At 41.5% G+C, this 25,022-nt stretch carries 30 protein-coding genes; 14 read left to right on the forward strand and 16 right to left on the reverse strand.

Translation table 11 applies throughout. The annotated features are described in order from the left end of the window. Positions 1 to 11: 11 nt before the first annotated feature. From H153_RS09725 to H153_RS0108545, 4 genes are read left to right on the forward strand one after another with little or no spacing between them, the layout of a single operon-like run. On the forward strand, positions 12 to 1,088 hold the full coding sequence (locus tag H153_RS09725; RefSeq protein WP_022847753.1) for a nitronate monooxygenase: 1,077 nt from the start codon (positions 12 to 14) through the stop codon (positions 1,086 to 1,088). Continuing rightward, on the forward strand, positions 1,088 to 1,888 hold the full coding sequence (gene ybgF / locus H153_RS0108535; RefSeq protein ID WP_022847705.1) for a tol-pal system protein YbgF: 801 nt from the start codon (positions 1,088 to 1,090) through the stop codon (positions 1,886 to 1,888). Before H153_RS09725 ends, ybgF begins: the two co-directional genes overlap by 1 nt. A gap of 3 nt (positions 1,889 to 1,891) precedes the next feature. Beyond that, complete coding sequence (locus H153_RS0108540) at positions 1,892 to 2,281, forward strand: hypothetical protein (protein ID WP_022847706.1); 390 nt, start codon at positions 1,892 to 1,894, stop codon at positions 2,279 to 2,281. Further along, a complete protein-coding gene (locus H153_RS0108545) occupies positions 2,282 to 3,379 on the forward strand; it encodes an inositol-3-phosphate synthase (RefSeq protein WP_022847707.1) in 1,098 nt (365 codons plus the stop codon). Positions 3,380 to 3,429: 50 nt separating this feature from the next. Here H153_RS0108545 and mtnP read toward each other — a convergent pair whose 3' ends face one another. The 15 genes from mtnP to H153_RS0108620 form a co-directional block, all read right to left on the reverse strand. After that, positions 3,430 to 4,284, reverse strand: coding sequence for an S-methyl-5'-thioadenosine phosphorylase (gene mtnP / locus H153_RS0108550; protein WP_022847708.1), 855 nt, complete (start codon positions 4,282 to 4,284; stop codon positions 3,430 to 3,432). Positions 4,285 to 4,305: 21 nt separating this feature from the next. Then, positions 4,306 to 4,605, reverse strand: a complete 300-nt coding sequence (locus tag H153_RS0108555) for a hypothetical protein (RefSeq protein ID WP_022847709.1) — start codon at positions 4,603 to 4,605, stop codon at positions 4,306 to 4,308. Positions 4,606 to 4,678: 73 nt separating this feature from the next. Continuing rightward, complete coding sequence (flhA, locus tag H153_RS0108560) at positions 4,679 to 6,757, reverse strand: flagellar biosynthesis protein FlhA (protein ID WP_022847710.1); 2,079 nt, start codon at positions 6,755 to 6,757, stop codon at positions 4,679 to 4,681. Then, positions 6,754 to 7,035, reverse strand: coding sequence for a rod-binding protein (locus H153_RS0108565; protein ID WP_022847711.1), 282 nt, complete (start codon positions 7,033 to 7,035; stop codon positions 6,754 to 6,756). Before H153_RS0108565 ends, flhA begins: the two co-directional genes overlap by 4 nt. Positions 7,036 to 7,046: 11 nt before the next feature. Continuing rightward, positions 7,047 to 8,144 carry a flagellar basal body P-ring protein FlgI gene (locus H153_RS0108570; protein ID WP_022847712.1) on the reverse strand — a complete coding sequence of 366 codons (1,098 nt, stop codon included), beginning with the start codon at positions 8,142 to 8,144 and terminating at the stop codon, positions 7,047 to 7,049. An 11-nt stretch (positions 8,145 to 8,155) separates the two neighbouring features. After that, positions 8,156 to 8,842 (reverse strand): flagellar basal body L-ring protein FlgH, encoded by a 687-nt coding sequence (locus H153_RS0108575; protein ID WP_040371921.1) that lies wholly within the window; start codon positions 8,840 to 8,842, stop codon positions 8,156 to 8,158. Continuing rightward, on the reverse strand, positions 8,800 to 9,450 hold the full coding sequence (flgA, locus tag H153_RS0108580; RefSeq protein ID WP_022847714.1) for a flagellar basal body P-ring formation chaperone FlgA: 651 nt from the start codon (positions 9,448 to 9,450) through the stop codon (positions 8,800 to 8,802). The genes H153_RS0108575 and flgA overlap by 43 nt, the downstream gene beginning before the upstream one ends. Positions 9,451 to 9,468: 18 nt before the next feature. Next, on the reverse strand, positions 9,469 to 10,269 hold the full coding sequence (flgG, locus tag H153_RS0108585; RefSeq protein WP_022847715.1) for a flagellar basal-body rod protein FlgG: 801 nt from the start codon (positions 10,267 to 10,269) through the stop codon (positions 9,469 to 9,471). Between the two features lie 15 nt (positions 10,270 to 10,284). Further along, complete coding sequence (locus H153_RS0108590) at positions 10,285 to 11,001, reverse strand: flagellar hook-basal body protein (RefSeq protein ID WP_022847716.1); 717 nt, start codon at positions 10,999 to 11,001, stop codon at positions 10,285 to 10,287. Between the two features lie 7 nt (positions 11,002 to 11,008). Further along, on the reverse strand, positions 11,009 to 11,404 hold the full coding sequence (locus tag H153_RS0108595; protein WP_022847717.1) for a chemotaxis response regulator CheY: 396 nt from the start codon (positions 11,402 to 11,404) through the stop codon (positions 11,009 to 11,011). Next, positions 11,391 to 12,371: a chemotaxis protein gene (locus H153_RS0108600; protein WP_022847718.1), complete on the reverse strand. Its 981-nt coding sequence runs from the start codon at positions 12,369 to 12,371 to the stop codon at positions 11,391 to 11,393. Before H153_RS0108600 ends, H153_RS0108595 begins: the two co-directional genes overlap by 14 nt. Before the next feature lie 3 nt (positions 12,372 to 12,374). Then, a complete protein-coding gene (locus tag H153_RS09730) occupies positions 12,375 to 14,264 on the reverse strand; it encodes a methyl-accepting chemotaxis protein (RefSeq protein WP_022847719.1) in 1,890 nt (629 codons plus the stop codon). Then, complete coding sequence (locus tag H153_RS0108610) at positions 14,265 to 14,768, reverse strand: chemotaxis protein CheW (protein WP_022847720.1); 504 nt, start codon at positions 14,766 to 14,768, stop codon at positions 14,265 to 14,267. Further along, positions 14,768 to 16,750 (reverse strand): chemotaxis protein CheA, encoded by a 1,983-nt coding sequence (locus tag H153_RS0108615; RefSeq protein WP_022847721.1) that lies wholly within the window; start codon positions 16,748 to 16,750, stop codon positions 14,768 to 14,770. Before H153_RS0108615 ends, H153_RS0108610 begins: the two co-directional genes overlap by 1 nt. Positions 16,751 to 16,772: 22 nt before the next feature. Continuing rightward, on the reverse strand, positions 16,773 to 17,099 hold the full coding sequence (locus tag H153_RS0108620) for a hypothetical protein (RefSeq protein ID WP_022847722.1): 327 nt from the start codon (positions 17,097 to 17,099) through the stop codon (positions 16,773 to 16,775). A 134-nt stretch (positions 17,100 to 17,233) separates the two neighbouring features. On the opposite strand from H153_RS0108620, the gene H153_RS0108625 reads away from it, so the two are divergent. Beyond that, positions 17,234 to 17,611, forward strand: coding sequence for a RidA family protein (locus H153_RS0108625; protein ID WP_022847723.1), 378 nt, complete (start codon positions 17,234 to 17,236; stop codon positions 17,609 to 17,611). Between the two features lies 1 nt (position 17,612). Further along, the gene (rsmI, locus tag H153_RS0108630) at positions 17,613 to 18,431 is read left to right on the forward strand and encodes a 16S rRNA (cytidine(1402)-2'-O)-methyltransferase (protein WP_022847724.1); all 819 of its coding nucleotides are present in this window, start codon (positions 17,613 to 17,615) and stop codon (positions 18,429 to 18,431) included. Between the two features lie 21 nt (positions 18,432 to 18,452). Here rsmI and H153_RS0108635 read toward each other — a convergent pair whose 3' ends face one another. Next, entirely contained in the window at positions 18,453 to 18,977 is a 525-nt protein-coding gene (locus tag H153_RS0108635) for an S-adenosylmethionine decarboxylase (protein ID WP_022847725.1), read from the reverse strand. Positions 18,978 to 19,127: 150 nt separating this feature from the next. Here H153_RS0108635 and H153_RS09735 point away from each other — a divergent pair, with 150 nt between their 5' ends. From H153_RS09735 to H153_RS09740, 8 genes are read left to right on the forward strand one after another with little or no spacing between them, the layout of a single operon-like run. After that, positions 19,128 to 19,613, forward strand: coding sequence for an HAD family hydrolase (locus H153_RS09735; protein WP_022847726.1), 486 nt, complete (start codon positions 19,128 to 19,130; stop codon positions 19,611 to 19,613). Continuing rightward, complete coding sequence (gene lpxB / locus H153_RS0108645) at positions 19,610 to 20,710, forward strand: lipid-A-disaccharide synthase (RefSeq protein ID WP_022847727.1); 1,101 nt, start codon at positions 19,610 to 19,612, stop codon at positions 20,708 to 20,710. Before H153_RS09735 ends, lpxB begins: the two co-directional genes overlap by 4 nt. 43 nt (positions 20,711 to 20,753) lie before the next feature. Then, on the forward strand, positions 20,754 to 21,767 hold the full coding sequence (locus H153_RS0108650; protein WP_022847728.1) for an aspartate-semialdehyde dehydrogenase: 1,014 nt from the start codon (positions 20,754 to 20,756) through the stop codon (positions 21,765 to 21,767). 9 nt (positions 21,768 to 21,776) lie between these two features. Continuing rightward, positions 21,777 to 22,133 carry a hypothetical protein gene (locus H153_RS0108655; protein ID WP_022847729.1) on the forward strand — a complete coding sequence of 119 codons (357 nt, stop codon included), beginning with the start codon at positions 21,777 to 21,779 and terminating at the stop codon, positions 22,131 to 22,133. Positions 22,134 to 22,144: 11 nt separating this feature from the next. Then, a complete protein-coding gene (locus H153_RS0108660) occupies positions 22,145 to 22,834 on the forward strand; it encodes a metal-dependent hydrolase (protein WP_022847730.1) in 690 nt (229 codons plus the stop codon). After that, positions 22,835 to 23,587: a patatin-like phospholipase family protein gene (locus H153_RS0108665; RefSeq protein WP_022847731.1), complete on the forward strand. Its 753-nt coding sequence runs from the start codon at positions 22,835 to 22,837 to the stop codon at positions 23,585 to 23,587. Further along, complete coding sequence (locus H153_RS0108670) at positions 23,578 to 23,856, forward strand: acylphosphatase (RefSeq protein WP_022847732.1); 279 nt, start codon at positions 23,578 to 23,580, stop codon at positions 23,854 to 23,856. The genes H153_RS0108665 and H153_RS0108670 overlap by 10 nt, the downstream gene beginning before the upstream one ends. Continuing rightward, positions 23,831 to 25,021, forward strand: a complete 1,191-nt coding sequence (locus H153_RS09740) for a LysM peptidoglycan-binding domain-containing protein (RefSeq protein ID WP_022847733.1) — start codon at positions 23,831 to 23,833, stop codon at positions 25,019 to 25,021. The genes H153_RS0108670 and H153_RS09740 overlap by 26 nt, the downstream gene beginning before the upstream one ends. Position 25,022 lies beyond the last annotated feature (1 nt).

Below are 25,022 nucleotides of genomic sequence, written 5' to 3' on the forward strand. Positions count from 1 at the left end.
AAGGAGTACAGATGAGTAGATTGCCAGAACTTGTTATAGCAGGACTAAAACCAAAATACCCGATTATCCAGGGCGGAATGGGTGCGAAAGTATCCCTCCACAAACTTGCAGCTGCTGTTGCAAACGCAGGTGGAATGGGCGTTATATCAGCCGTTCTACTCCAGGAAAAAGACAGAAAAAAGGAACCCAAAAAGACTTGCAAAGGCAAAAACCTTGAAGAATTGGGAATGAAGCCTTATCTATACGCAACAGAGCTTGCAGAAGAGATAAGAAAAGCAAAGGAACTTGCACCAAACGGTCTGATAGGCGTAAACATAATGTACGCATTGACACACTTTTACGAACTGCTCCTTACAGCCATTGATGCAGGTGCGGACTTTATCATTCAGGGAGCAGGCTTTGGAAAGGACGTCTTTAAAATATGTAAAACCTTTGACATCCCGCTTATAGAGATAGTATCAACGCCAAAAGGCGCCGCTCTATCTGAAAGACTCGGAGCTTCTGCGATAATTGTTGAAAGCGTCGAAGCGGGCGGCCATCTTGGAACAGACAAAGGATTGTGGGAAGTTCTTCCAGACATAGTAAAAGCCGTTAAGAAGATACCTGTAATAGCGGCCGGTGGCATTTTCGACGGAAAAGACATGGCAAAAGCCTTTGAAATGGGTGCAAAAGGCGTTCAAATCGCAACAAGATTTATAGCAACCTACGAATGTGACGCCGATCAAAAATTCAAAGAGTATATAATAAATGCGAAGCCGGAAGATTCTATATTTATAAAAAGCCCTGTTGGCATGCCGGCACATGCAGTTAGAAACCCATTTACGGAAAGGTTGGAAAAGGAAGGGAAAATACCTCACAGATGCCACTACAACTGCTTAAAGACATGTGCAAAGGCAGATTCTATATACTGTATAGCTGATGCCCTGCTTGCATCTGCAGCGGGCGACGTGGTAAATGGACTTGTATTTTCCGGCAGTAACGTAGGAAGAGTTAACAGAATGTACCACGTTGACGAACTGATACAGGAACTTGTAAAAGAGTGCGAAGAGGAACTTGCAAAGAAAAATCTTAACTTCCGGGGGGAATGATGAAAAAGATACTTGTTGCTGCAGTTTTTCCTCTTCTGCTGGCAGGTTGCGTTCAGACACAGCCGGTAAACACAACACCTGCAAAGCAGGAGAGCGCATACGATAAAAAACTTGAAGAATTAGAAAAACGTATATCTTCAATAGAAGCAAAAAGTTTACAGAACAGCGCTCAAATTAAAACTCTCAACGAGAGAGTCGCCAGAGTAGAGGACAGGCTCGTTGAAGACGAAAAAGAAATATACGAACTCAAGAAAACATCACAGCAGACACAAAAAGTTTTGAAAGAAATAACCGTATCTGCTAAATCCGCCGTACAACCGGAAAATCAAACAGAGGCAGTTCCGCAGGAAACTGCCGAAGTCGAGCAACCTTCAGCAGAAGTCCAAACACCAGAAGTAATAAATGTATCTGACGAAGACATCTATAAAAAGGCTTTCAACGCAATGGAATCGGGTGAACTCGACACGGCCAGAATCCTGTTTGAAACACTGGTTAAAAGGTATCCGGACAGTCCTCTGGCAGACAACTCCCTCTACTGGATAGGTGAAATATTCTACTCCCACGGCGATTACGCAACAGCACTTGACTACTTCAAAAAGGTTGTTGACAACTACTCAAACTACTACCCATCACCAAAAGGAAACAAAGTGCCTGCAGCCCTGCTTAAAGAAGCCCTCTGCTACAAAGGACTCGGTGACAATGCAAAAGCAAAGCAGCTGCTGAAAAAACTGATTTCAAAATACCCTTCAACAAACGAAGCAGCCATAGCCAAAGTAAAACTGATGGAACTTGGAGATTGATAGATGAATGAAAGAGATATGAGAATCAAAGGACTTGCATATAGAGGCTTCGATCTCTGGCTTAACCTTGAACTTTCGAAGTTCCGGCCGGACGGCGGTTACGAAGAGGTCGAAAGGTTTCTGTCAAAACGGTTCAAAACGGAAAATCTCAATCCCTTGCTTGAAGTTTTAGGACTCCTTGAAATGGCATTAATAGAGGATGCTCTGAAAGGTAAGGAGTACTTTACTGAAGAAGAGAGAGAACAGGTAATAAAAGAGGTTGTGGAGCAGCTTGCGTCTGACTTTCCCCTCATAGTGGAAGAGATGGAAAAGATAGCAGAAAGTATAAATGGTAAAATTAGCCAGTTCAAGGAGCTTGCTAAAAAGTATAGAGAAAAGGAAGGAGGCAATTAAATGTCAGGGAAAATAAAAGTTGCCATAGTAGGGGTTGGAAACTGTGCCAGTTCCCTCATACAGGGAATTTACTACTACCAGGGGAAGTCAGAAAAAGATATATCTGGACTTATGCACTACGATATAGGCGGCTATAGACCGTGGGACATAGAAATCGTTGCCGCATTTGACATTGATAAAAGAAAAGTTGGAAAGGATGTAAGCAGGGCAATTTTTGAAAAGCCAAACTGCACGACCGTTTTCAATCCCGATGTTCCGGAAATGGGTGTTGAAGTCCAGATGGGACCCGTTCTTGACGGCTTTGCAGAACACATGAATGAGTACCCGGAAGACCAGAGATTCGTGGTAGCTGACAAGGAACCTGTCGACGTAACAAAAGTTTTAAAAGAATCGGGAGCAGAGGTTGTTATCAACTACTTACCTGTTGGCTCTGAAGAAGCAACAAGATACTATGCCCGGTGCGCTCTTGACGCTGGATGCGCCTTTGTCAACTGTATTCCTGTTTTCATAGCATCAGACAGCGAATGGGCTAAAAAGTTTGAAGAAAAAGGACTACCAATCGTCGGAGACGACATAAAATCACAGGTGGGCGCAACAATCACTCACAGAGTTCTGGCAACACTCATGTCAGACAGAGGCGTTGCAATAGACAGAACCTACCAGTTAAACTTTGGTGGAAACACAGACTTCTTAAACATGCTCGAAAGAAAAAGACTTAAAACAAAGAAAATATCAAAAACGGAAGCCGTTCGCTCACTGATTCCGTACCCTATGGCTGACAACAACATTCATATAGGACCAAGTGACTACGTCCCATGGCTTAAAGACAACAAAATTGCATACATAAGACTTGAAGGAAGGCTCTTTGGCGACGTTCCAATGTACATAGAATTGAAACTATCCGTTGAAGACTCACCAAACAGTGCAGGTTCTGCAATTGATGCTATAAGATGTGCAAAAGTTGGACTTGATAGAAAGATAGGCGGTCCCCTCTACTCCATCTCTTCATACACGATGAAACATCCACCTATCCAGTATCCGGACTGGAAAGCAAAAGAGCTTGTTGATAGATTTATCAAAGGTGAAGTGGAAAGGTAAAAAGTCCTTAAAAATAAAAAAAAAGGGGGCTTCAAAGCCCCTTTTTTACTTTAAATTCTATCTTTTATTAGAAGCTCAAGCCTTTTCATCGCCTCTTCAGAGATATACTCTTTTTTTGTCTGAATAGCACCAACAAGCGCCGTTTTTGCGTAAGAGTTTTCAATGTCTTCTGGCTTAATCGTCTCTATAACACGCTTAAGCATCCTTTTAGCATTCTCAATGTTCTTCGCCATAGTGGCAAGAACTTTTTCAACGTTAACCTCTTCACCTTCCTTCCATACATCGTAATCTGTTGCAAGAGCAACAGCCGCATAAGGAATCTCTGCTTCCCTTGTGAGCTTTGCTTCAGGGATGTTTGTCATTCCAATCACATCAACACCCCAGCTCCTGTAAATCTTTGATTCAGCCTTTGTTGAAAATTGAGGTCCCTCTATACAGATGTAAGTTCCTTCTCTATGAACCGGGATACCTTCATCAAGGCAGGCCTTGTAAATAAGCTCGTTCAAACATTCGCAGGTGGGTTTATCGAAAGGAATGTGGGCAACGATGCCGTTACCAAAAAACGTAGAAGGTCTGTTTTTTGTTCTGTCAAAGTACTGGGTAACTATAACAAAATCACCGGGCTTTATTTCTTCCTTCATTGAACCAACAGCACTGACAGAGAGAATGGCATCAACGCCGAGCATTTTAAATCCGTAAATGTTTGCTCTATAAGGAACTTCTGAAGGAAGGTAAACGTGTCCCCTTCCGTGTCTTGGAAGGAAATAGACATCCTTACCGGCAAGTTTTCCGTGAATGTAAGCATCTGAAGGTTTACCAAAAGGTGTATCAAGTGTTATTTCCTCAACATCGGTAAGACCTTCAATGTCGTAAAGTCCGCTTCCACCGATAATTCCTATCTTCATACTCTCCTCCTGAATTCAAATTTACCTATTGAAGGATATCTCTTTACCGCCTTCTTCAACCTTTATTATCGTTCCCATACCCCAAACATTAATCACTTTATCACCGTCGTTATCAACGCCTTCAAGAATCTTGACAGTAATATTCTTAACACCGTTCCCGCCGATATCCTCAGCCTGCTGCTCAAGCATTGCAACAACCCTCATAACAGGGTCAATCGGAAGCTCGCCGTTGAACCAGTTTTTCTCTTTCTGCTGAATGAAAGCGTAAGCTATGTTTATAACCTCATGCTTCTGTGGAACTTCTCCAAAAGAGAGAATCATCTTTAAACCTCCGTAGGACTGTTGTTAGTGCCATTATTCTACAACAAAATCAACTTCCAAAGACAAAGGAAAATCACTCTCCGACTGTTCCTACGACGTTAACCTTTGCGCCCGGTTCTACTTCAGAGTAAGAAAGAACAACAATATTTGGTGCATACGGTTCTATTATCTTTTTAAGAAAACGGCGAACGGCAGGAGAGGTGAGAATAACCGGAACTGCCTGCTTCCTGGTGAAAATGTCACGGTATTTCATAATGTCACCCATTATTCGCTGAACGAAAGCAGGTTCAAGAGGCGGAAGGTAACCGTCGTTCTGTTTCACCTTTTCTAAAATGTAATTTTCTGCTTTTGGAGTCAGCGTCAGAACGGTAATCTCACCGTTCACAGCGTAAAGGTTCGTTATCAAACGGGCAAGTGCCTGTCTTACAAATTCGGTGAGGATGTCCGGATCCTGCGTTTTTGAAATGTTATCTGAAAGCGCCTCCAGGATAGTCATAAGGTCTTTAACAGGAATGCCCTCTTTAAGCAAATTCTGAAGAACCCTGTGAACGACACCTAAAGGCACCTGCTCCGGAACGATGTCTTTAACGAGAGGATACTTCCTGGCAAGGTTGTCTATGAGCTCTTTTGTTTCAACCCTTCCCAAAATCTCGTAGGCATGTTTCTTGATAACTTCCGAAAGATGAGTAATTATAACTGTTGGAATGTCAACAACAGTATATCCCAAAAGTTTTGCCCTATCTTTCAGGTTAGGTGCTATCCAGTAAGCTGTAAGCCCGAATGCCGGCTCTTTTGTCTCCTTCCCGGGAATCTTTTCCTTTGTTGTCCCCGTATCAATGGCAAGTAGCTTGTTAGGCTCTACCTCACCTCTGGCAACCTCAACATCTCTTATTAAAATTCTATACTCACCCGGTTTAAGCTCAAGATTATCTTTTATGTGAACAAGGGGAATGATTATTCCTAACTCTTTAGCAAGCTGCTTTCTTAGCGATTTTATCCTCTTAACAATTTCCCCTTTTTTCTTATCCTCAACATAAGGTATCAAAGCATAACCTATTTCCATTGCCAGCGTTTCCGGTGGAGAAATCACATCTTCTTCCTCTTCTTTCGCCTTTGCCTCTTTTAAAAGCTCTTTTGCCCTCTCTTCTGCCTCTTTTAACTCTTTCTCTTTAGTAGCTTCGTAAACCATGTAGGCAACTATTGCAATGAGAGAAGCTACAAGCAGGAACGGAATTGTTGGCATTCCCGGAACGATACCCATAACTGCAAGAGTTCCTGCCGCCATGAAAAGGGCTTTATGGTAACCTGTCAACTGCTTGAAAATTTCCGTTCCAAGGTCAGTCTCGGCTGCTGCTCTTGTAACCATAAGACCGGCCGCGGTTGAGGTAATGAGAGAGGGAATCTGTCCTACAAGTCCATCACCAACGGTAAGAATAGTAAATGTTTTTGCGGCATCAGACAAACTCATGTGATGCTGAAAAACACCTATGGCAAGACCGCCAAGGATGTTTATAAGCGTAATGATAATCCCTGCAATGGCATCGCCACGGATAAACTTCGAAGCACCGTCCATCGCCCCGTAGAAGTCCGCTTCTCTTGCTATTTCCTGACGGCGCCTCTGGGCTTCTTTCTCATCGATCAAACCGGCGTTAAGGTCAGCGTCTATCGCCATCTGTTTACCTGGCATGGCGTCAAGAGTAAACCTTGCGGCAACTTCTGAAATCCTTTCAGTACCTTTTGTAATGACGATAAAGTTGATTACCACAAGTATCAGGAAAACGATAATACCTACGATGTAGTTACCACCAACGACAAACTGTCCAAAGGCCTCTATAACCTTACCGGCTGCCGCAGGTCCCTCATTTCCATGAAGGAGAATTCGCCTTGTTGTTGCAATGTTAAGAGATAGACGAAAAAGCGTTGCGATAAGGAGTAGAGATGGAAAAGAAGAAAGTTCAAGGGGATGGTTTATATAAATCGTAGTCATCAGAATTAACAGAGATAGTGTAATGCTAAAGGTTAAAAGAATATCAAGAGCCATAGGAGGAATGGGAAGCACCATCGAGGCAAGAATGGCAAGGAGGAGAAGAACAAAAAGAAGATCAGAATACTTGTAAAGCTTGTTCACGTAGAGAAGAAGTGTTTCTTTCATAGATTCTCCGCCTTTTTATAGGCGTTAAGGGCATTCTCTATATACTTTGCAAGTCCAAATCTATCAGAGGAGGCAAGTTTATTTGCAACTGTCATATCAAACATATCGGTGTACATCTTATCTGAAAAGGAGGAAAACATACCTTCCGGTATTCCCTTTCTCATCTCTTTCAACATAATCTCAAGAAACGTTGCCTCAAACTCTCTGGCAACGTCTTTTACCGTTTTGATATTTTTAATTGCCGTAACATCCCAGTAAGGAATAATCTTCGGCTCCATCTCTCTCCCCGTTACATAATCACTATTTTAGCATGAAGCTTGCCAGCTGCTTTTATAGCCTGAATTATCGCTATTAAATCCCTCGGGGATATACCAAGCTCGTTGAGAGCCTTAACAAGATCTCTAAGGTCGGCAGACTGAACACTAAATATACGACCCTTCTCCTCTTTAACCTCGGTAGTTACATTCTCGGTAGCAACCGTCTTGCCGTTTGAAAGAGGGGATGGCTGCGAAACCTGCGGCGTTTTCGTTACTGAAACATAAATATTACCGTGGGCAACATAAACAGGAGGGTCTATCCTAACGTTACCGCTCATTATAACCGTTCCTGTCCTTTCATATATCACAACTACAGGTTCAGGCTCGGTATTTATGGAAAGGTTAAGAATCTTTGAAATGAAATCAACCTTGTTAACGCCTTCCGGAAACCTCACTTTAACCGTTGAAGAATCAACGGCAACAGCCGTTCCTCTACCAAAGGCACTGTTAATGGCATCGGCTATCGTAGCAGCTTCAGAAAAGGAAGGATGCTTCAGCGTGAGAGTTACAGAATGTTCATCGGTAAGTTCAAAGGGAAGTCCCCTCTCAACTATACCACCATCTGGAATGATACCGGTTGTTGGAAAGTTCTTCTGAACCTTTCCTCCTTTGTTTGATTCTGAATAACCACCGCCGGTGGAAACAGAACCCTGAGCAAAGGCATAAACCTTTCCATCGGGACCAAGGAGCGGCGTTCTTATAAGAATTCCGTTGGAAATATCCTTTGCATCACCTATTGAAGCAACATTAACATCAAATGTCATTCCCGGTTTCGCAAAAGGTGGAAGTTTTGCCGTAACTATCACAGCTGCAGCGTTTTTGGTCTTAACTACCTTTGGATCAACATAAATCCCCATTTTTCTCAGCATATTTGAAATACTCTGAAGCGTAAAAACGCTGGAAGAGCCGTCACCGGTACCGTCAAGCCCGACAACAATACCGTAACCCGTCAAAAAGTTCGGCCGCACGCCTTCAATATTTACCTCAGAACCTATCTTCGTAGTGACCGCTCCGGCATTAACTGAAAAGATAAACAAAACAGCGAAGAGAAAAAACACCCTTTTAATCATAAATCTGCTCCCTAAAATGGCCATATCTTCATCAAGAATCTTGCAAGCCAGCCGGGCCTCTGACTCTCTGCCCAGAAACCTTTACCGTTATATTCAACGTACATGTCAGAAATTCTGGAAGATAGTATCGAGTTGTCCTGTTCTATGTCGGTTGGACTGATTATCCCCGATATTTTTAAAACCTGAGTATCGTCGTTTATCTTTATAACCTTTTCGCCTTCTATGTAGAGATTCCCATTAGGATAAACTTTAACAACCCGTGCAGTTATCGTTGCCACAAGCTTGGCATCTCTTTTTGTAGCTCCTTGACCGGAAAAATCCATCGAAGGCGAAGTAGAAAAACCAAGAATCGGATTGGTTGAATTACCGGGAATGCTCTTACCTAAAACGGTTGGACCATTAACGTTGAGACTCATAGAAGACTTCTTTCCCGTTGAGCTGGTTGAACTTCCCTCACCAGAAAGCGACTCCACAACCTTTATCGTTATAATATCTCCAACCTGATGAGCTTTGGGATCAGAAAAGAGATTGTCATAGCCAGTGTAAAGAGAACCTTTTGAAAGCGGTTTTGCCTCTTCTACTGGTGGCGGCGGCGGTCTGTAGGCCACCTCCTTTTTCACCGGCGGATTACTTGCGCACCCTGAAAGAAAGAAAATCAGGGCACAAATTCCACAACACCACTTCCTATAACTCTGCATAGCAATTTCTTCCCGGTAGATATGTTTTTAACCTCTATTATATCCCCTAAAGCACCATTTTGAAGTGCCTGTCCCACCATCTCTATTCTTATGTTGTTAGAAACATAGACAACCTTAACCGGCGCATTTTTGAAAACCTTAAAATCTGGAATCACATCTGAAGGCTTAATTATAGCGCCGGCTCTTATAAGTCTTTTTGCCCTTTTACCGATAACATCTTCAGCAGAGTTGAAACCAAGAGAAGCCCTGCCTTCTAAAACCTTTTTAACTTTAAGGTCACTCTTTTTTATAAGCGTTTTAGGAAGAATATCATGTGCAGCAACAACTACAGGTTTAAGATTTGCAACCCTCACGTTTACAGGAATAATCTCTTCCTTTGCGCCATCTTTTACAAAAAGTCTGAAACGCAGATAATATTTATCTTCTGAAGTAAGCGTAACCCTGACAGAATCAGAATCTATATCTTTATCAGGTGCACTTACAAAAATTACCGCTTTACCCGGAAAATGAACATCAATGTAGTGTTTTATAAAATCTTTAACGGTTTCACCACTTGCCGGCAAAACCGTTAAAAGAAGAAACGAAAAAGCAAGGAGTAAAAAGCGCAAAACACACCCTCTCAAAACTTATGATTTAAGAGAACTGACAACCCGAAGCATATCGTCAGCCGTTGTTATGCCTTTTGAGTTAATTTCATAGGCACGCTGGGCCACTATCAGGTTAACCATCTCTTCAACGATATTGACGTTGGAAGCCTCAAGGAATCCCTGAAGTAGTTTTCCGTAACCATCGGTGTTTGGATCACCTTCAATAGGTTCACCTGAAGCATCTGTTTGAGCGTAAAGATTGCCACCGAGTGACTTTAAACCTGAGGGATTTATGAACTTATAAAGCTTTATTTTTCCAACCTCTTCTGTTGTCTCCTGCCCGCCGCTGTTTCTAACAATGTAAACGTTTCCATTTGGACTTATGGACACATTTACTATCGTTTCAGGGGAAGAAATCTGTATATTTGGGCTCAAACGGTAACCTTCAGGCGTAACAAGATAACCTTCACTGTCAACCTGAAAATCACCCGCTCTCGTATAAGCCTCTCCGCCGCCGGGAAGCTCTATTTTGAAAAATCCATCACCCTGAATGGCAAGGTCAAACTTTTTATCTGTCTTTATCAAACTTCCCTGTGTGAATATCTTGCTGACGTCAGAAAGCTTAACGCCAAGTCCTATCTGAATGCCGGAAGGCACCATGTTTTCATCTGAACTCATAACTCCGGGATCTTTAATCGTCTGATACATCAAGTCTTCAAAGTTTGCTCTCGAACGTTTAAATCCAATAGTGTTAACGTTGGCTATGTTGTTTGAAACAACGTCAAGGTTTGTCTGCTGTGCTTCCATTCCGGAAGCGGATGTCCAGAGAGCCCTTATCATCGTCTTCCCCCTTTATTAAACCTTTCCTATTTCAACACTCTTTATGTTAATTCTGTCAAGGCTTCGTATCAAATTTCCATAAATGTCGAAACGTCTCTGTGCTTCTATCAGATTAACCATCTCCTCAACCGGATTGACGTTAGAATTCTCAAGATAACCGGCCAAAACTTTATACTCTGCCTTCTTACGGTTTCCTGAACCCCGATAGTAACCTTCCCCAACGGGCGTCACAGAATCGTAATCCTCTATACCTAAAACAGCAACCTGAACACCACCCTGTAATACTCTGCCATCTTCTGTAACATTAAAAGGCATTGTCCCGTCTAAAAGAATAGGCTTCCCCGCACCATCAAGAACTTTATTCCCATTTGCATCAACTAAAAAGCCGTTTTTATCAAGGTGGAAGTGTCCGTTTCTGGTAAGAAGAACGCCCGCTTTTGTTAAAACGGTAAAAAAGCCTTTACCGGAAATGGCAAAATCAAAGGGCGAATCGGTCTTTTGAAGTGAACCCTGGGAAAGTACAGGAACCGTTTCTTTAAACCTCGGGAAGGTCAACAGTTTGGCGGCTTCTCCTTTATTAACAGGAACATTCTGGTACATCTCTTCTTCAAAAATTTTTTTAAAACCCGGCGTGTCAACGTTGGCTATGTTGTTTGAAACAACATCCAACTGTTCCATAGCACGCCTGCCGCCACTTGCAAGCATATATATAGATTGAAGGTCAACTGCCATAGTTTCCTCACTTTTTATAGGCAGAAAATATCTTTTCTATCTTTTCTTTCAGCGTTTCTGCGGTAAATGGCTTAACAACATAGTTATTAACACCGGCTTTTATGGCTGCAAGAACGTTTTCTTTTTTCGCTTCAGCAGTTACCATCAAAACGGGCAGATGTTTTAACTTTGGGTCCTTTCTTATCTCCTGAACAAGCTCAAGTCCGGTCATGTTGGGCATGTTCCAGTCTGTAAGAACAAAATCGTAATCCCCCTGCCTTAATTTTTGAAGGGCAACCTTTCCGTCTTCAGCTTCGTCTATGTTTTTAAAACCAAGCTGCATCAGAAGGGATTTTTCTATCCTCCTCATTGTAGCCATATCGTCAACTACCAGAATCTTTATATTCGGATCAGGAAGAGGCATCATTCCTCCTTAAAGCGTATTTATGGACAAGCTTTATCAGGTCAGGTGCATCAAACTTTACAAGGTGCGCATCTGCTCCAACAAACTTACTCTTGCTAACGTTAGCCTGGTCACTGAGCGATGTATTTATTATAACAGGTATCTTTGCAAGCTCAGGATTGCCTTTAACTTTCTTGGTGAAAGTTAAACCATCCATTCCGGGCATCTCTATGTCAGAAATTATAAGCTGAACAAAATCGGAAAGGTCTTTCCCCTCTTCTTTGGCATTTTTAAGCCAGTCGTGAAGTAACTCAAGAGCTTCTATACCGTTTGTCGCCTCATATACGGTGTGACCATCTTCGGTCAGAATTTTTCTCATTATTCTGCGAGCAACGGAACTATCATCAACAATGAGAATCTTAAAGTGTTCATCTTCCTTAATTCCGAGTTTTTTCTTATTAATACTGCTGACGCTCATAACCCTTATCATACCAAGCTCATCAAGAATACCTTCAAAGTCAAGCAGTAGAAGAAGCTGACCGTTCTCTATCTCTATAACTCCAACAATCTTGCCGCCGAGCTTGTTGTTCATACTCTCAGGCGGTTTTTTAATCTCGTTCCACTTTAAACGGCGGATTCTCTTTGCCTCGTGAATTGTTATACCGACAATCTCTCTCAAAAATTCCATTACAATAGTGTATTTCTCATCCATTGCCGGTTTAATCTTCATCCATCTTGCAAGAGAAAGGAGAGGGACATTCTTATCCCTTATTCTGGCTATTCCCACAACTTCAGGAGGTGACTTCGGCGTCTTCGCCACATTCTCAGGGGTAAAGATAACTTCTTTTACCTTGGCAACATTAACGCCTAAAGCCCACTCATATATGGAACCGTCCTCAAGCTCCTCATACATTCTAAAGTCAACTATCTCAAGCTCATTGGCTCCGGTTTCAAGTATTTTCGGAAGCAGCTCCTGTTTCTTAGGCATTTATCAACGGCCTCCATCTTTTATGTTCAGATAGGTTTTTATACAAACAACTACCTTTGATGTAATCTCGTTGCTCACCTTGATAAGCTCTTCCATCTTTTCAAGTGTTTCTCCAAAGTCCCTATTCTGAAGAGCTACGGCTATCTCTTTAGCCTCTACAAGAAGATCCTCTATAAGTTCTTCTATCTCAGAAATTAAAGAAGCAAGCTCTGGATGTTTTGAAACAACCGTTCTAAAGACGTGGGTTGAAGAGGTTATCGTATTCATCAGTGAATTAACGGAAGCGATAAATGTTGTATCGGGCTGAATATTGAGAACGTAAACTTTCCTGATGTTCTCCTCAATGCTTTCAATAATATCAAGAACATCGGTAACAATCTTGATGAGGTCTTTTGCATCTCCAAGATCAACCATACCAAATGTAGCAAGAACTTTTTTAATCTCGGCTTTCGTTCTGTCAGAATTCTTAATAACATTATCTGTAATCGTGGAAAGGTTACTGATAATCTCTGAAGAATCCTGAATCTTCTCAACAATTGTCTCGATGTGTTTCTCTTCCTCTTCAACGGCAGTAAACAGCCTGTTGATAACTGCAAGTGTGTCTTCCGCTGAATCCTTAATATTGTTGTAAACCTCCTTGTTCTGACTGAATATATCCATCCCGTCGTTGACAGCTTTCGTTGCTTCTTCCGTAATCTTAGTTGTTTTTGCCATCTTCTCACGCATGTTCTTAACAACCTCTTTAATCTCAACGGCAGACTTATTCGTTCTTTCTGCCAGCTTTCTTACCTCATCAGCAACTACGGCAAAGCCTCTACCTGCTTCTCCTGCCCTTGCGGCTTCAATGGCAGCATTGAGAGCAAGCAGGTTAGTCTGCTCAGTTATGGAAGTTATCACTTCCACAACCTGGTCAATCTGCTCTGTCTGATGCCTTAAGTCCTGAACAACCTCTTCAAGGTTGCTGGTTATTGAGTGAATGTACTTCATCTGCTCAATAGAAGAGGTGGTTTTCTTCTCCGCTTCGTTAAGATATTCAAGTATTTTGTTGTAGTTTACTTTAAGCTGCTCAGAAACCTTCACAAGGTCATTTATCTGTTCCTTTATCTTTCTTGCCGCTTCAGACTCTTCTTTTGATGTCTCTATAACCTTTTGAATGCTGTTGAGAACAACAGAAACGGAAACGGCCGTGTCAATAGCCTGGAAGAGACTCTCTTTCGCTGCTTTAAGGTTTGAAACTATCATCTGTTGCGTTGTTTTCAGGTTTTCAACTATCTCTCTTTCTGCAGTTGCATCCTTCCAGGTTGCAAGATAACCCCTGACGCTTCCGTCTTTATTGAGAATAACATGCCTGTATGATGCCATAACGTAAGGGCCTACAGGGATGTCGGCGTTTTTAATGTGTTCACCGGGTCTTGTCGCTTTAAGAAGAGTCTTTATCCTTTCCGGATCTTTATGCATCACGTGAATAGACGTCCCTATTAAATTATCGGGATTAACGCCAAACTCTTTAAGGAAAACGTCTTTCCACTTTGAGGCTATCTCGAGAGCTCTCCTGTTTGCCAGCACAATTTCGTTACCCGCCCGACCTGGCTTAAAGTCCGGACTGGCAAGGAAAAATGCTTCTTCCATGAAAGAGTCAACTATCTGTTTATACATGTAGAGATCGTTATCTATCTTCTCTTTTTCTTCCTTAACCTTTTCAAGCTCTTCCTGTAATGCCCTCTTCTCTTCTTCCGCAGTCCTTTTTACCTGTTCTACTGTTTCAAAAAGGTTCTTCTTCTCCTTTTCACAAGCCTTCAGCTGCTCTTCAAGTTTTTCTATCTCTTTCTCAAGATTGGCTATCGTTTTTTTGAGAAAAACTGTGGATTCCCCGTTCCCTCTGTTGCCAAACATCTATTTTTCCTCCTTTGAAAAAATGGTTTTCGTATCAAGGATTATCAAAAGCTGACTGTCTAACTGAACCACACCTTTTATGTGTTTAATCTCAATCCCTATTGTTCCCGTCGGCTCCGGCAGGATATCATCCTCAGTAAACCTCAGAGAACCGACTATTTCATCTACCGTAATTCCAACCTCTCCGTAGTCGGTATCAAGGATAATGATGTTATTCTTTTCAAACAGCTCCGGTGTAATTTCTTCCCTTATCCCCAACTTCTTTTTTACAGTAGCTACGGGAACAATCTTTCCTCTCAGGTTCATTACTCCCAAAACAAACTCGGGCGACTTTGGAACAGGCGTTATATCTTTATCGGTCGTTATTTCAACAATCTCTTCTATAGGAATACCGACAAGTTCATCGTTCAACTTAAAACCTATTACCTGTATCTCTCTTGAAACCGTCGCACCAACTATCTCTTCTATCTCCAGCTCTTTCTTCCTACCATCTTCTACCTGCATTAGATTACCCCTATCAGGTCTTTTTTAATGTCGTTCAAAAGGGAATTAATGTCTAAAATCAGAATTACTCTTCCATCGCCGGCAATTGTTGCACCGGCAATTCCGGGAATATCTTCAAGAAGAGCCCCCATTGATTTAATAACTATCTCTTCTTCTCCGTAAAGTTTATCAACAGAAACGGCAATATACTTTTCACCAACTTTAACAACAACGATGAAATTTTTATCTCCTGATTCCTCAATGCCTAAAAGTTCATTCAAGCTAAACAAAGGTAAAACTTCATCTCTTAATACAAGACTCTTAAACCTTCCAACATTTTTAACTTTTTCTTTATCGTACTTCACAATCTCTATTATGGCATGGAGTGGGATAGAGAATATTTGATTATTAACGCCTATGATAAGGGTTCTTATAATGGCAACAGTCAGCGGTAGTTTGAGAAGAATTGTAGTCCCTTTCCCCTCTTCACTCTCTATCTCTATAGTTCCTCTAAGGGAATAAATGACAGAGGCAACAACATCCATGCCAACACCACGACCCGAAAGTTCCGTGACCTGGTCATTGGTTGAGAACCCTGGCATTAAGATAATGCTGTAGGCATCTTTCTCCGTCATCTGTTTTGCCTGATCCGGCGTTATCAACCCCTTTTCTATCGCTTTTTCCTTCACCTTTTCAACATCTATACCGCGACCGTCATCAGAAATGCCAATAATGATGTGATCACCCTCGTGATAGGCAAAAAGCTTTATCGTCCCCGTTTCCGGCTTGCCCATCATTACTCTTTCTTCGGGCATCTCTATACCGTGATCAAGAGAGTTTCTAACAAGATGGATAAGTGGATCTTCCAGCTTATCTATTATGGATTTATCAAGCTCTGTATCCTCACCTTCTATTATTAGATTAACCTTTTTGCCGAGCTTTTTAGAAAGGTCTCTTACTATGCGGGGAAACTTGGAAAATATCTTCTTTATGGGCTGCATTCTCAGTTTCATAACCGCAGCCTGAAGGTCACTAACCGTCCTGTCCATACTTATAACGGTTTCGTTGAGAGCTTCTATCGTCTCACTTCTAAGCTCTCTCTCAAGCTGAGAAATAAGCCTCATTATTCTGTTTCTATCAAGGACTATCTCTCCAACGAGATTCATAAGATTTTCTATTCTCTCAACATCTATTCTGATAACATCACTTGTTTTCTTCTTTTCCTTAGGAGGCTTGGCAGGCACGGGAGGCTTTACAGGTTCTGGCCTTTTCTCAGGTTCTTTTTTCTGCAAAGGAGGTGGAGGAGGCTCTTTCTTTTCTTCCTGTTTCTCTTCCTTCAAAAGGTCTTTTATCTCCTTTCCTTCATCAATCAACTTTTCAATAACCGGAATTATCTCCATAGGCCGCTCTTCCGGTGGCATCAAAATTATCTCTTCCAAAAGTCCGGCTAAATCCTTATCCGGATACCTCTCTATCAACTTTTTAAGAGCTTCCGGAACATCCTCCTTAAACTTTAATCCCTTAACACCGTTTTCACCACCTTCTGTTGAAGAACTTTCTGAGCTTTCTGAACCACTCTCTTCCTGCGGACTGCCGCTATCGCCTTTAAGTATGGAGTCCAGTTTTTTCAATATATCGTCTATATCTTCTGGATCAGGAATTTCGCCACTGTCCCTCACCATATCAAGAGCCTCTTTTAACTTATCAAGGCCCTCAAAAAGAATGTCCAATTTTTCAGAATCTATCTTCAACTCACCACTTCTTACCTTGTTAAAAATGTCTTCCATACGGTGGGCGAGCTCAACGATAGTAGTAAGATTTAGAAATCCAGCACCACCTTTAAGGGTATGCATTCCCCTGAAAATACGGTTAATCAGCTCTTCATCATCGGGAGAATTTTCAAGATTTATAAGATCCTGATCAAGACTGTCTATTATCTCACCGGCTTCAACCAAAAATTCTTCAAAAATTTCCTGCATGTCCTGAGGAATATCAATCTTCATGTACCCAACCCCGCTCCATTAATTAAAAAAACTTATCAATGTCGTCCTGAGCAACCCTTTTACTCTCTTCTAAATTCCAATCAAGATCCTCAACAGTTACATTTTCGTCACCGGCAAGAACTTTTTTAACCTTTTCAAGTCTCTGAGAAATGATATCCTGATAGCCGGTAACTGTCGTCATTTCTTGAAGAAGGTTTCGTACCCTCTCGCATTTTTCATCGTTCCCGCTGGAAATCTCCGGAAGAAGCTCGAGGATTCTCTTTACGCCCGAGAGAATCTCGGAAACCATCTTATCCCCTTCTTCCCTTGCCTTTTCAATTTGCTTTATCAGTAGTTCTTTTTCTTTCATATAAGAATCCCCTCACCAATATAATTTCTTATGTAGCTTCTCATTTTGTTTATTCTACATCAACTTCTGCCGTCTTTTCAACTTTACATTTTGATAAAATTTCTGTAGAAATAGAAACCAAAAAGGAGCAAGCGGTGGAAAGTGTAAAAACGAAAGAAGCACCGGAACCGGTGGGGCCCTACTCTCAGGGAATAATCGTCAGCGGATTCTTATTCCTGTCCGGACAGATAGGCATAGATCCGGAAACGGGAAAACTTGTAGAAGGAATTGAAAACCAAACAGAGCAGATTTTAAAAAACATAGAAGCTGTTCTAAAAGCGGCAGGAAGTTCTAAAGAAAGAATAGTTAAAACTACTATCTTTATAAAAGACATCAAAAACTTCGCAAAAGTAAACGAAATCTATGGAAATTTCTTCAAGAATTGCCCGGTATTCCCCGCAAGGTCAACAGTCGAAGTTTCAAACCTTCCACTCAATGCAGAGATAGAAATAGAGTGTATTGCAAAGGTTTAAAATGAAAGGCACCCTTTTTGTTGTGGCAACACCTATTGGCAATTTGGAAGATATCACTCTACGAGCACTTAAAACATTGAAAAATGCTGACGTAATAGCTGCAGAAGACACAAGGAGAACAAAAGAGCTACTTTCAGCGTTTAACATTTCAGGAAAGAAACTCCTCGCTTACCACGAACACAACGAAAAAGAAGCCACCGAAAAAATCATAAATCTGTTAGAGGAAGGGAACAACGTCTGTTTAGTCTCAGATGCCGGAACGCCAGCCATAAGCGATCCGGGATTCCGAGTCGTAAAAAGGGCCCGGGAAGAGAAAATAAATGTCATTCCCGTACCCGGTGCATCAGCGGTAATCGCAGCACTATCTGCTTCTGGATTTCCAACGGATAAATTTCTCTTCTACGGTTTCCTGCCTAAAAAGAGAAAGAAAAGGGAAGAGGCGCTCGTGGAAATTTTACAAATGCCATGGACAGTGGTAGCATACGAATCTCCCCACCGTATAGAAGAAACATTAAAAACGATTTCAAAGTTATCACCCGACAGGAAAATCGCTCTCTACCGGGAAATAACGAAACTTCACGAAGAATTTACAGAGGGAACAGCTGAAGAGATTTTAAAAAACCTGACACCAAAAGGCGAAATGGTGCTTCTCTTTTATCCTCAAAAAGCAACAGCTGAAGAGATAGACCCTGCAAAACTCCTTGAGAAATTCAAAAAAGAGGGAAAAACTCTCAAAGAAGCAGTTAAAAAGACATGCCAGATTACAGGCTTAAAGAAAAACGAGATTTACAAGAAAGCACTGAAGATATTTTCAGAGTGAAAGCAGGCTAACCGCCTGCTTTCACTTAATGGAAGGTTGACAGGGAACAAGTTCTCCGTTTTTATACTCATAAGCTTTTATCTTACATGGAGCACCGATATATCTTTCAACATCAACAAAAGATGCATACTCAACCTTAAACCACTTTATAGTAAGCTCAAGGGCAACCATTGGATCAAAATCTTTACAGCTGTAAGCGTCAAGACTGAAAAACTTCTCTTCAGGCCATGTGTGAATAGTACAGTGGCTCTCCAGCCAGATAGAAACACCTGAAACTCCGCTATCTTCAGTGGCTCTCCTTTTAAGAGTCTCCTCCATAAAATCGAGGGTTACACTCTTAACGTTCTCTTCAGAAAGTTTTTTAACAAACTGCTCAAGTTCTGACTGTGCAAACGGAAAACGGGCAACGATAGGTGGATATACAAGTGTCATGTCAAGTTGCCTCGCCATCTCTTCCATGTAGTCGTAGATGGGCTGAATCGTGTTAATTCTTGTAATATCAGTTACAACCGCATCCATCATTATGTGTCTTCCTACAAATTCCATCTTTCACCCTCCACCATGAGTTAGCAAAACCTAAATCTATCCTTCAGATTAAAAGTAGCAAGATAAATTTTCACACTTTTGAAAGTTTTAGCAATACCATTCAAGCAGAATTAAGTATAATCAACCACACCGAAAAGGCAGGGACATAGAATGCAAAGGGCAGTATTCCTTGATAGAGACAATACGCTCATTGAAGACGAAGGATACATACACGAGCCAGAAAAGGTAAAACTACTCCCGGGCGTTGCCGAAGGACTTAAAATACTAAAAGACGCAGGATTTCTCCTAATCGTAATCTCCAATCAATCCGGCATAGGAAGAGGCTATTTTAAAGAGGAAGATTTCCATGCAGTAAACAAAAGGCTGAATCAACTTTTAGAACCTTACAGCGTTCAAATTGACGATTTCTTTTTCTGCCCTCACAAACCTGACGAAGGATGCAGTTGCAGAAAACCGGAAACCGAACTTTTCTTTAAAGCAGCAAAAAAGTGGAACATAAATTTAAGAGAGAGCTTCATGATAGGAGATAAGATAATCGATATTGAAGCCGGAAAAAGGGCGGGATGCAAAAAGAGCTACCTTGTAAAAGAGGGTGAATTTTTAATGATAGCCAGAAAAATTACAGGTGAACGATGAAAAAGCTTCTCATAGTAACAGGTGAACTTTCCGCATTCAACTATGCAAGGGAAATCGCAGATGAACTTAAAAACGATTTAGAACTTTACGGCGTTTTGCTTGAAGAGATAGAAGGCGTTAAAAACATCTACGATGCAAAAAAACTAACGGCATTTGGGCTGTTTGAAGCAGTTACAAAACTTTTAGAAATAAGAAAGGGACTAAATACAATCAGAAACTTTTTAAAGAAGGAAAAGCCTGATGCAGTACTTCTGATAGACTTTCCCGGATTTAACATGAAAGTGGCAGAAGCAGCAAAAGAGGAGGGAATAAAAGTCTTCTACTTCATATCTCCAAAATTCTGGGCGTGGAACTACAAAAGGGGAAAAAAGATTGCAAAGTTAGTCGATAGAATGTTTGTAATATTCCCCTTTGAAGTGGAACTCTATAAAGAATTTAACTTTGAAGTAACCTACGTGGGCAATCCGCTAATGGACATGGTAAAACCAGACAAAAGTAGAGAAGCATTCTTTAAAGAATACAACTTAAAAAAACCTCCCATCCTCCTCATGCCGGGCAGCCGCGAATCCGAAATAAAATATCTCCTTCAACTCATGTTAAAAGCCGCCAAAAAAATAAAAGAAACAGACCCTGCAGAAGAATTTATTCTCCCTATTGCCGAAAGCCTCGATTTTAAAGCTGTTTCGGAAACGATAAAAAGAGAAGCCCCCTTCGTAAAAATTGTAAAAGGAAAAGAAGCATACAACGCAATGTTTTATTCAAAGGCAGGAATTATAGCTTCCGGAACCGCAAGCCTTGAAGCTGCAATAGCCCTTCTTCCTCATGTTGTCATCTACAAACTTCATCCATTAACATTCGCAATTGCAAAGCGACTCGTAAGGACGAAGTATATATCTCTCCCTAACATAATAGCCGGGGAAGAGGTGATCCCCGAGCTTATCCAGGACAAAGCGACACCTGCAGAAATCAAAAAAGCTCTAATAGACGTATCAGAAAAAAGAGAAGCAATTAAAAAAGCACTTACTGAGAAAGTTAAAAGTCAACTTAGAGGCAAAGCCATTAAAACCCTGTGTGAAGAACTTAAAGTATCGGTGTAGTATAATTAAATCCCTATTTAAATAAGGTTTAAGGAGAGAAAGAATGGGATACAGCGTAGCCGTGGTCGGTGCAACAGGTGCCGTTGGAAAAGAAATGATAAAGGTATTAGAACAGCGCAACTTTCCCGTTGATAAGATAAAACTGTTAGCATCTGAACGTTCTGCCGGAAAAAAACTAAAGTTTAAAGGAGAAGAAATAACCGTAGAAAAACTTACACCAGAATCATTTGAAGGCGTTGAAATAGCTTTATTTTCTGCCGGTGGAGACAGGAGCAAGCAGTTTGCTCCGGAAGCCGTTAAAAGGGGAGCCGTAGTAATAGACAACAGCTCCGCATTCCGCATGGACAAAGAGGTACCTTTAGTTGTTCCGGAAGTGAATCCAGAGGACGTAAAGTGGCACAAAGGAATCATCGCGAATCCAAACTGCTCTACTATTCAAATGGTAGTTGCTCTTAAACCGCTCTACGACCTATCAAGAATAAAAAGAATCGTCGTTTCAACCTATCAGGCCGTTTCAGGGGCAGGCGCTGCCGCTATAGAAGAACTTAAGGCCCAATCAGAAGCCGTTTTAAAGGGAACAAAAGTCCCTCCAGCCAAAAAAATACCAAAACAAATTGCCTTTAACTGCGTTCCACAAATAGATGTCTTTTTTGACGACGGCTACACAAAAGAAGAACACAAAATGGTAAACGAAACGAAAAAAATCATGCACGACCCGGAAATAAAAGTTTCCGCAACCTGTGTAAGAGTTCCTGTCTTCATAGGACACTCTGAGAGCGTAAACCTGGAATTTGAAAAACCTGTATCCGTTGAAGATGCGATAAATGCTCTAAAAAATGCCCCGGGCGTTACCGTCGTTGACGACTTTAAAAACGGCGTATATCCAACCCCCATAGATGTAGCAGGGAAAGATAACGTTCTTGTAGGAAGAATTAGAAAAGATGATACAATAGAAAATGGTTTAAACTTGTGGATAGTTGGTGATAATCTCAGAAAAGGAGCAGCGTTAAACGCCGTTCAAATAGCGGAAGTTTTAATAGAGGAAAACCTTATTTAGGATAGAAGGATGAAAGAAACTCTGAAAAAATTGGCTGAAGAGAGCAAAGATATAAAGGCACTTGCTATCGTTGATGAAGAAGGACTTATAATCGCTGAATACTCAAAGCCAAACCTGAACTTTGATATTGAAGAGATGGCAAGCCTCATAATTACTCCGGCACTACGCCTCTCAGAAGCTTTTACAGATGTAGATAAGGAAGAAAAATTGGAAGAAATGGTAGTGTTCTTGAGCCACACAATTGTTATTCTCTACAAACTTGCATATGAAACCTACTTAGTTGCCGCTCTTGAAAAGACGCCTCTCTACGGAAAAGTGAGATTCATCGTCAAGAAAAATCTTGTAACACTCAGAGAAACCCTTTGAGGGAGGTGGAGATGGCAAAACTAAGGTATTTAGGCCATGCAGCTTTCTACGTGGAGGGAAACGGGCTAAAAGCTCTTATTGACCCATTTCTATCACAGAACCCATGGAACATAGCCCAACCTGAAGAGTTTACAGATATAAACTACATCTTCGTTACCCACGGCCACGGCGACCACTTAGGTGACGCCATTGAAATAGCAAAGAGAACCGGCGCAACTATAGTCTCAATCTTTGAAACTGCATCCTACTGCGGATCAAAGGGAGCAAACATTCACGCAATGCACATAGGTGGAACATACCAGTTCCCGTTTGGAAGGGTAAAACTAACACCGGCAGCCCACGGAAGTGCAATCGTCGAAGGCGATAAAGTCATCTACGGTGGAAATCCGTGTGGAATAATAATAGAAGTTGAGGGCAAAAACCTTTATCACGCCGGCGATACAGGACTTATTGCCGACATGGAACTTTTAGGAAAATATGAAAATATAGATGTAGCACTCCTGCCAATCGGTGGAAACTTTACCATGGACCCAGGAGACGCCGCCATAGCAGCTGAAATGATAAAACCGAAAGTTGCCATACCGATGCACTACAAAACCTGGCCGGTTATAGATAAAGACCCGGAAGATTTCAAAAAGCTGGCTGAAGAAAGAGGTATCAGGGTTGAAATAGTAAAACCGGGTCAGGAGTACGAATTCTAAATGAAAAAGATAGGAATTGCCCTTTCCGGCGGCTTCCTCAGGGGAGTTGCTCATGCCGGATTTTTAAAAGGTCTGGAACAAAAGGGTATCTGTCCTGCTGCCATTTCCGGTGCAAGTGCCGGTTCGATAATAGGTGCTCTTTACGCTTACGGATACAATCCTGATAAAATTGTTGAAGTTGCACTGTCTCTAAACTGGAAGCAGTTAGCAACTCCGTCCTTCAAAGGTGGTCTTTTCAAACTGACAAAGTTGAAAAAGAAACTGGAAGAATTCATTGGCGACGTAGACATAAAAGAGCTCAAAATTCCATTTGCCCTCACCGTCGTTGATCTTAAAACACTTAAAGTCAGATTCGTTACAGAGGGAAAAGCTTCCGATTGGATAGTCGCTTCCTGTTCAATACCGCCCCTATTTGCTCCCTGGAAAATAGACGGAAATTACTACATAGACGGCGGAATAAGAAACGCCATGCCTGCTGAATTTCCAAGGGTTTCTGGATGCGACATCGTCATAGGTTCAAGCGTTCACTTCGTAAATCCTGAATACAATCCCGAATCTCTCACAGATGTTGCTATGAGAAGTGCTATGGCACAGGTTCTTGAAAACCAGCAGTACAGAGAGCCCTTCTGCGACATTGTTGTCAACCACTACCTGCCCGGTTCGCCGTTTGACTTCAAAAACATTGAAAAATTTTTTAAAACCGGATATGAAAATGGTTTAAAAACGGCAGAGGAGATTAAAAAATGGCTCTGAAGACACTCCACGCCTTCGTATCAGGAAGGGTTCAGGGCGTAGGATACAGAGCATTCACACGTTCAAAGGCAAAATCCCTGGGATTAAAAGGTTTCGTGAGGAATCTTCCGGACGGAAGAGTTGAGGTCGTTGCTGAAGGCGATGAGGAAAAACTCGAAAGACTCCTTGGCTACCTTAGAGAAGGGCCTTTCTTTGCAGATGTTAAAGATGTAAAATACAGCTACTCCAACTACAGAGGCGTGTATGAAGATTTTGAAATCACTTATTAAAGTTTTTATTATAGTTCTCACAATCTCCGTTACAGCAACTGCTTCAACGTACATCGTAAAAAAGGGGGATTCCCTCAATAAGATAGCCGAAAAATTTGGTACAACAACTACAGAAATTATTCTCTCAAATAAACTAAAACCACCTTACGTAATATATCCAGGACAACGTCTTGTTATACCGGAACGGTACAAAATCTACAGAGTGAGGAAAGGTGATTCTCTAAACAGAATAGCCAGAAAGTTCGGCGTTTCCCTGAAAGCCCTTATCAAAGAAAACCATCTTCGAAAACCATATAAAATATATCCCGGACAAAGGCTAAAAATCCCGGCAGGAAAAGTTTCTCTCCGGCAGCAAACTAAAAGGGAAACTTCCAAAACAAAAATTATCAGATACAGGGTAAGGAGAGGAGACTATCTCGGAAAGATTGCCAAAAAATTTGGGACAACCGTAAGAAATATCATTGAAATCAACCACCTAAAAAGACCTTACCGAATATACAGGGGACAGATATTAAAAATTCCTGTAAAAAGAAATTACAAAAGTAGCAATACAAAGGCAGAAACGGTAGAAACCCCAAAATATTCAATGTTGAGGAAAGTTCCAATATACAAATACTACCGGGTAAGGCGCGGGGACTCGATAGGAAAAATTGCAAAAAAATTTGGCGTCTCCGTTAGAAGCATAATAAGAGTAAACCACATTAGAAAACCTTACCTCATAAGACCGGGACAGAGGTTAAAAATTCTTGTTGGCTACAAAGACCGCCTTGCCCTAAACAGACCAATTGAATTCAAAATGCCACTTGACGGGCAGATAGACACCACCATAAGAGCAAAAGGATACAAGGGAATATTCATAATAGCCCCACCGGGAGAACCTGTTAAAGCAGCAGAGGTTGGTATAGTTAAGTTTGCGGGGAAGGATGACAAGTTCCTGAAAAAGTATGGAAACGTCATCATTCTTGAGCATCCTCAAGGATATACGACCATTTATGCATCTCTGGGCAGAATAGATGTAAAACCCGGACAGCTGGTTCACAGAGGAGAGGTTATAGGGACTTCTGGAATATCCGGCGACTGGGGAAGAAGCGGTCTATACTTTGAAATAAGCAGAATTCATAACGGAAAAGCATATCCTCTCAATCCTTTAGAGGTTTTAAGGTAAA

The sequence above is a fragment of the Desulfurobacterium sp. TC5-1 genome (assembly GCF_000421485.1).
Taxonomy (GTDB): Bacteria; Aquificota; Aquificia; order Desulfurobacteriales; family Desulfurobacteriaceae; genus Desulfurobacterium_A.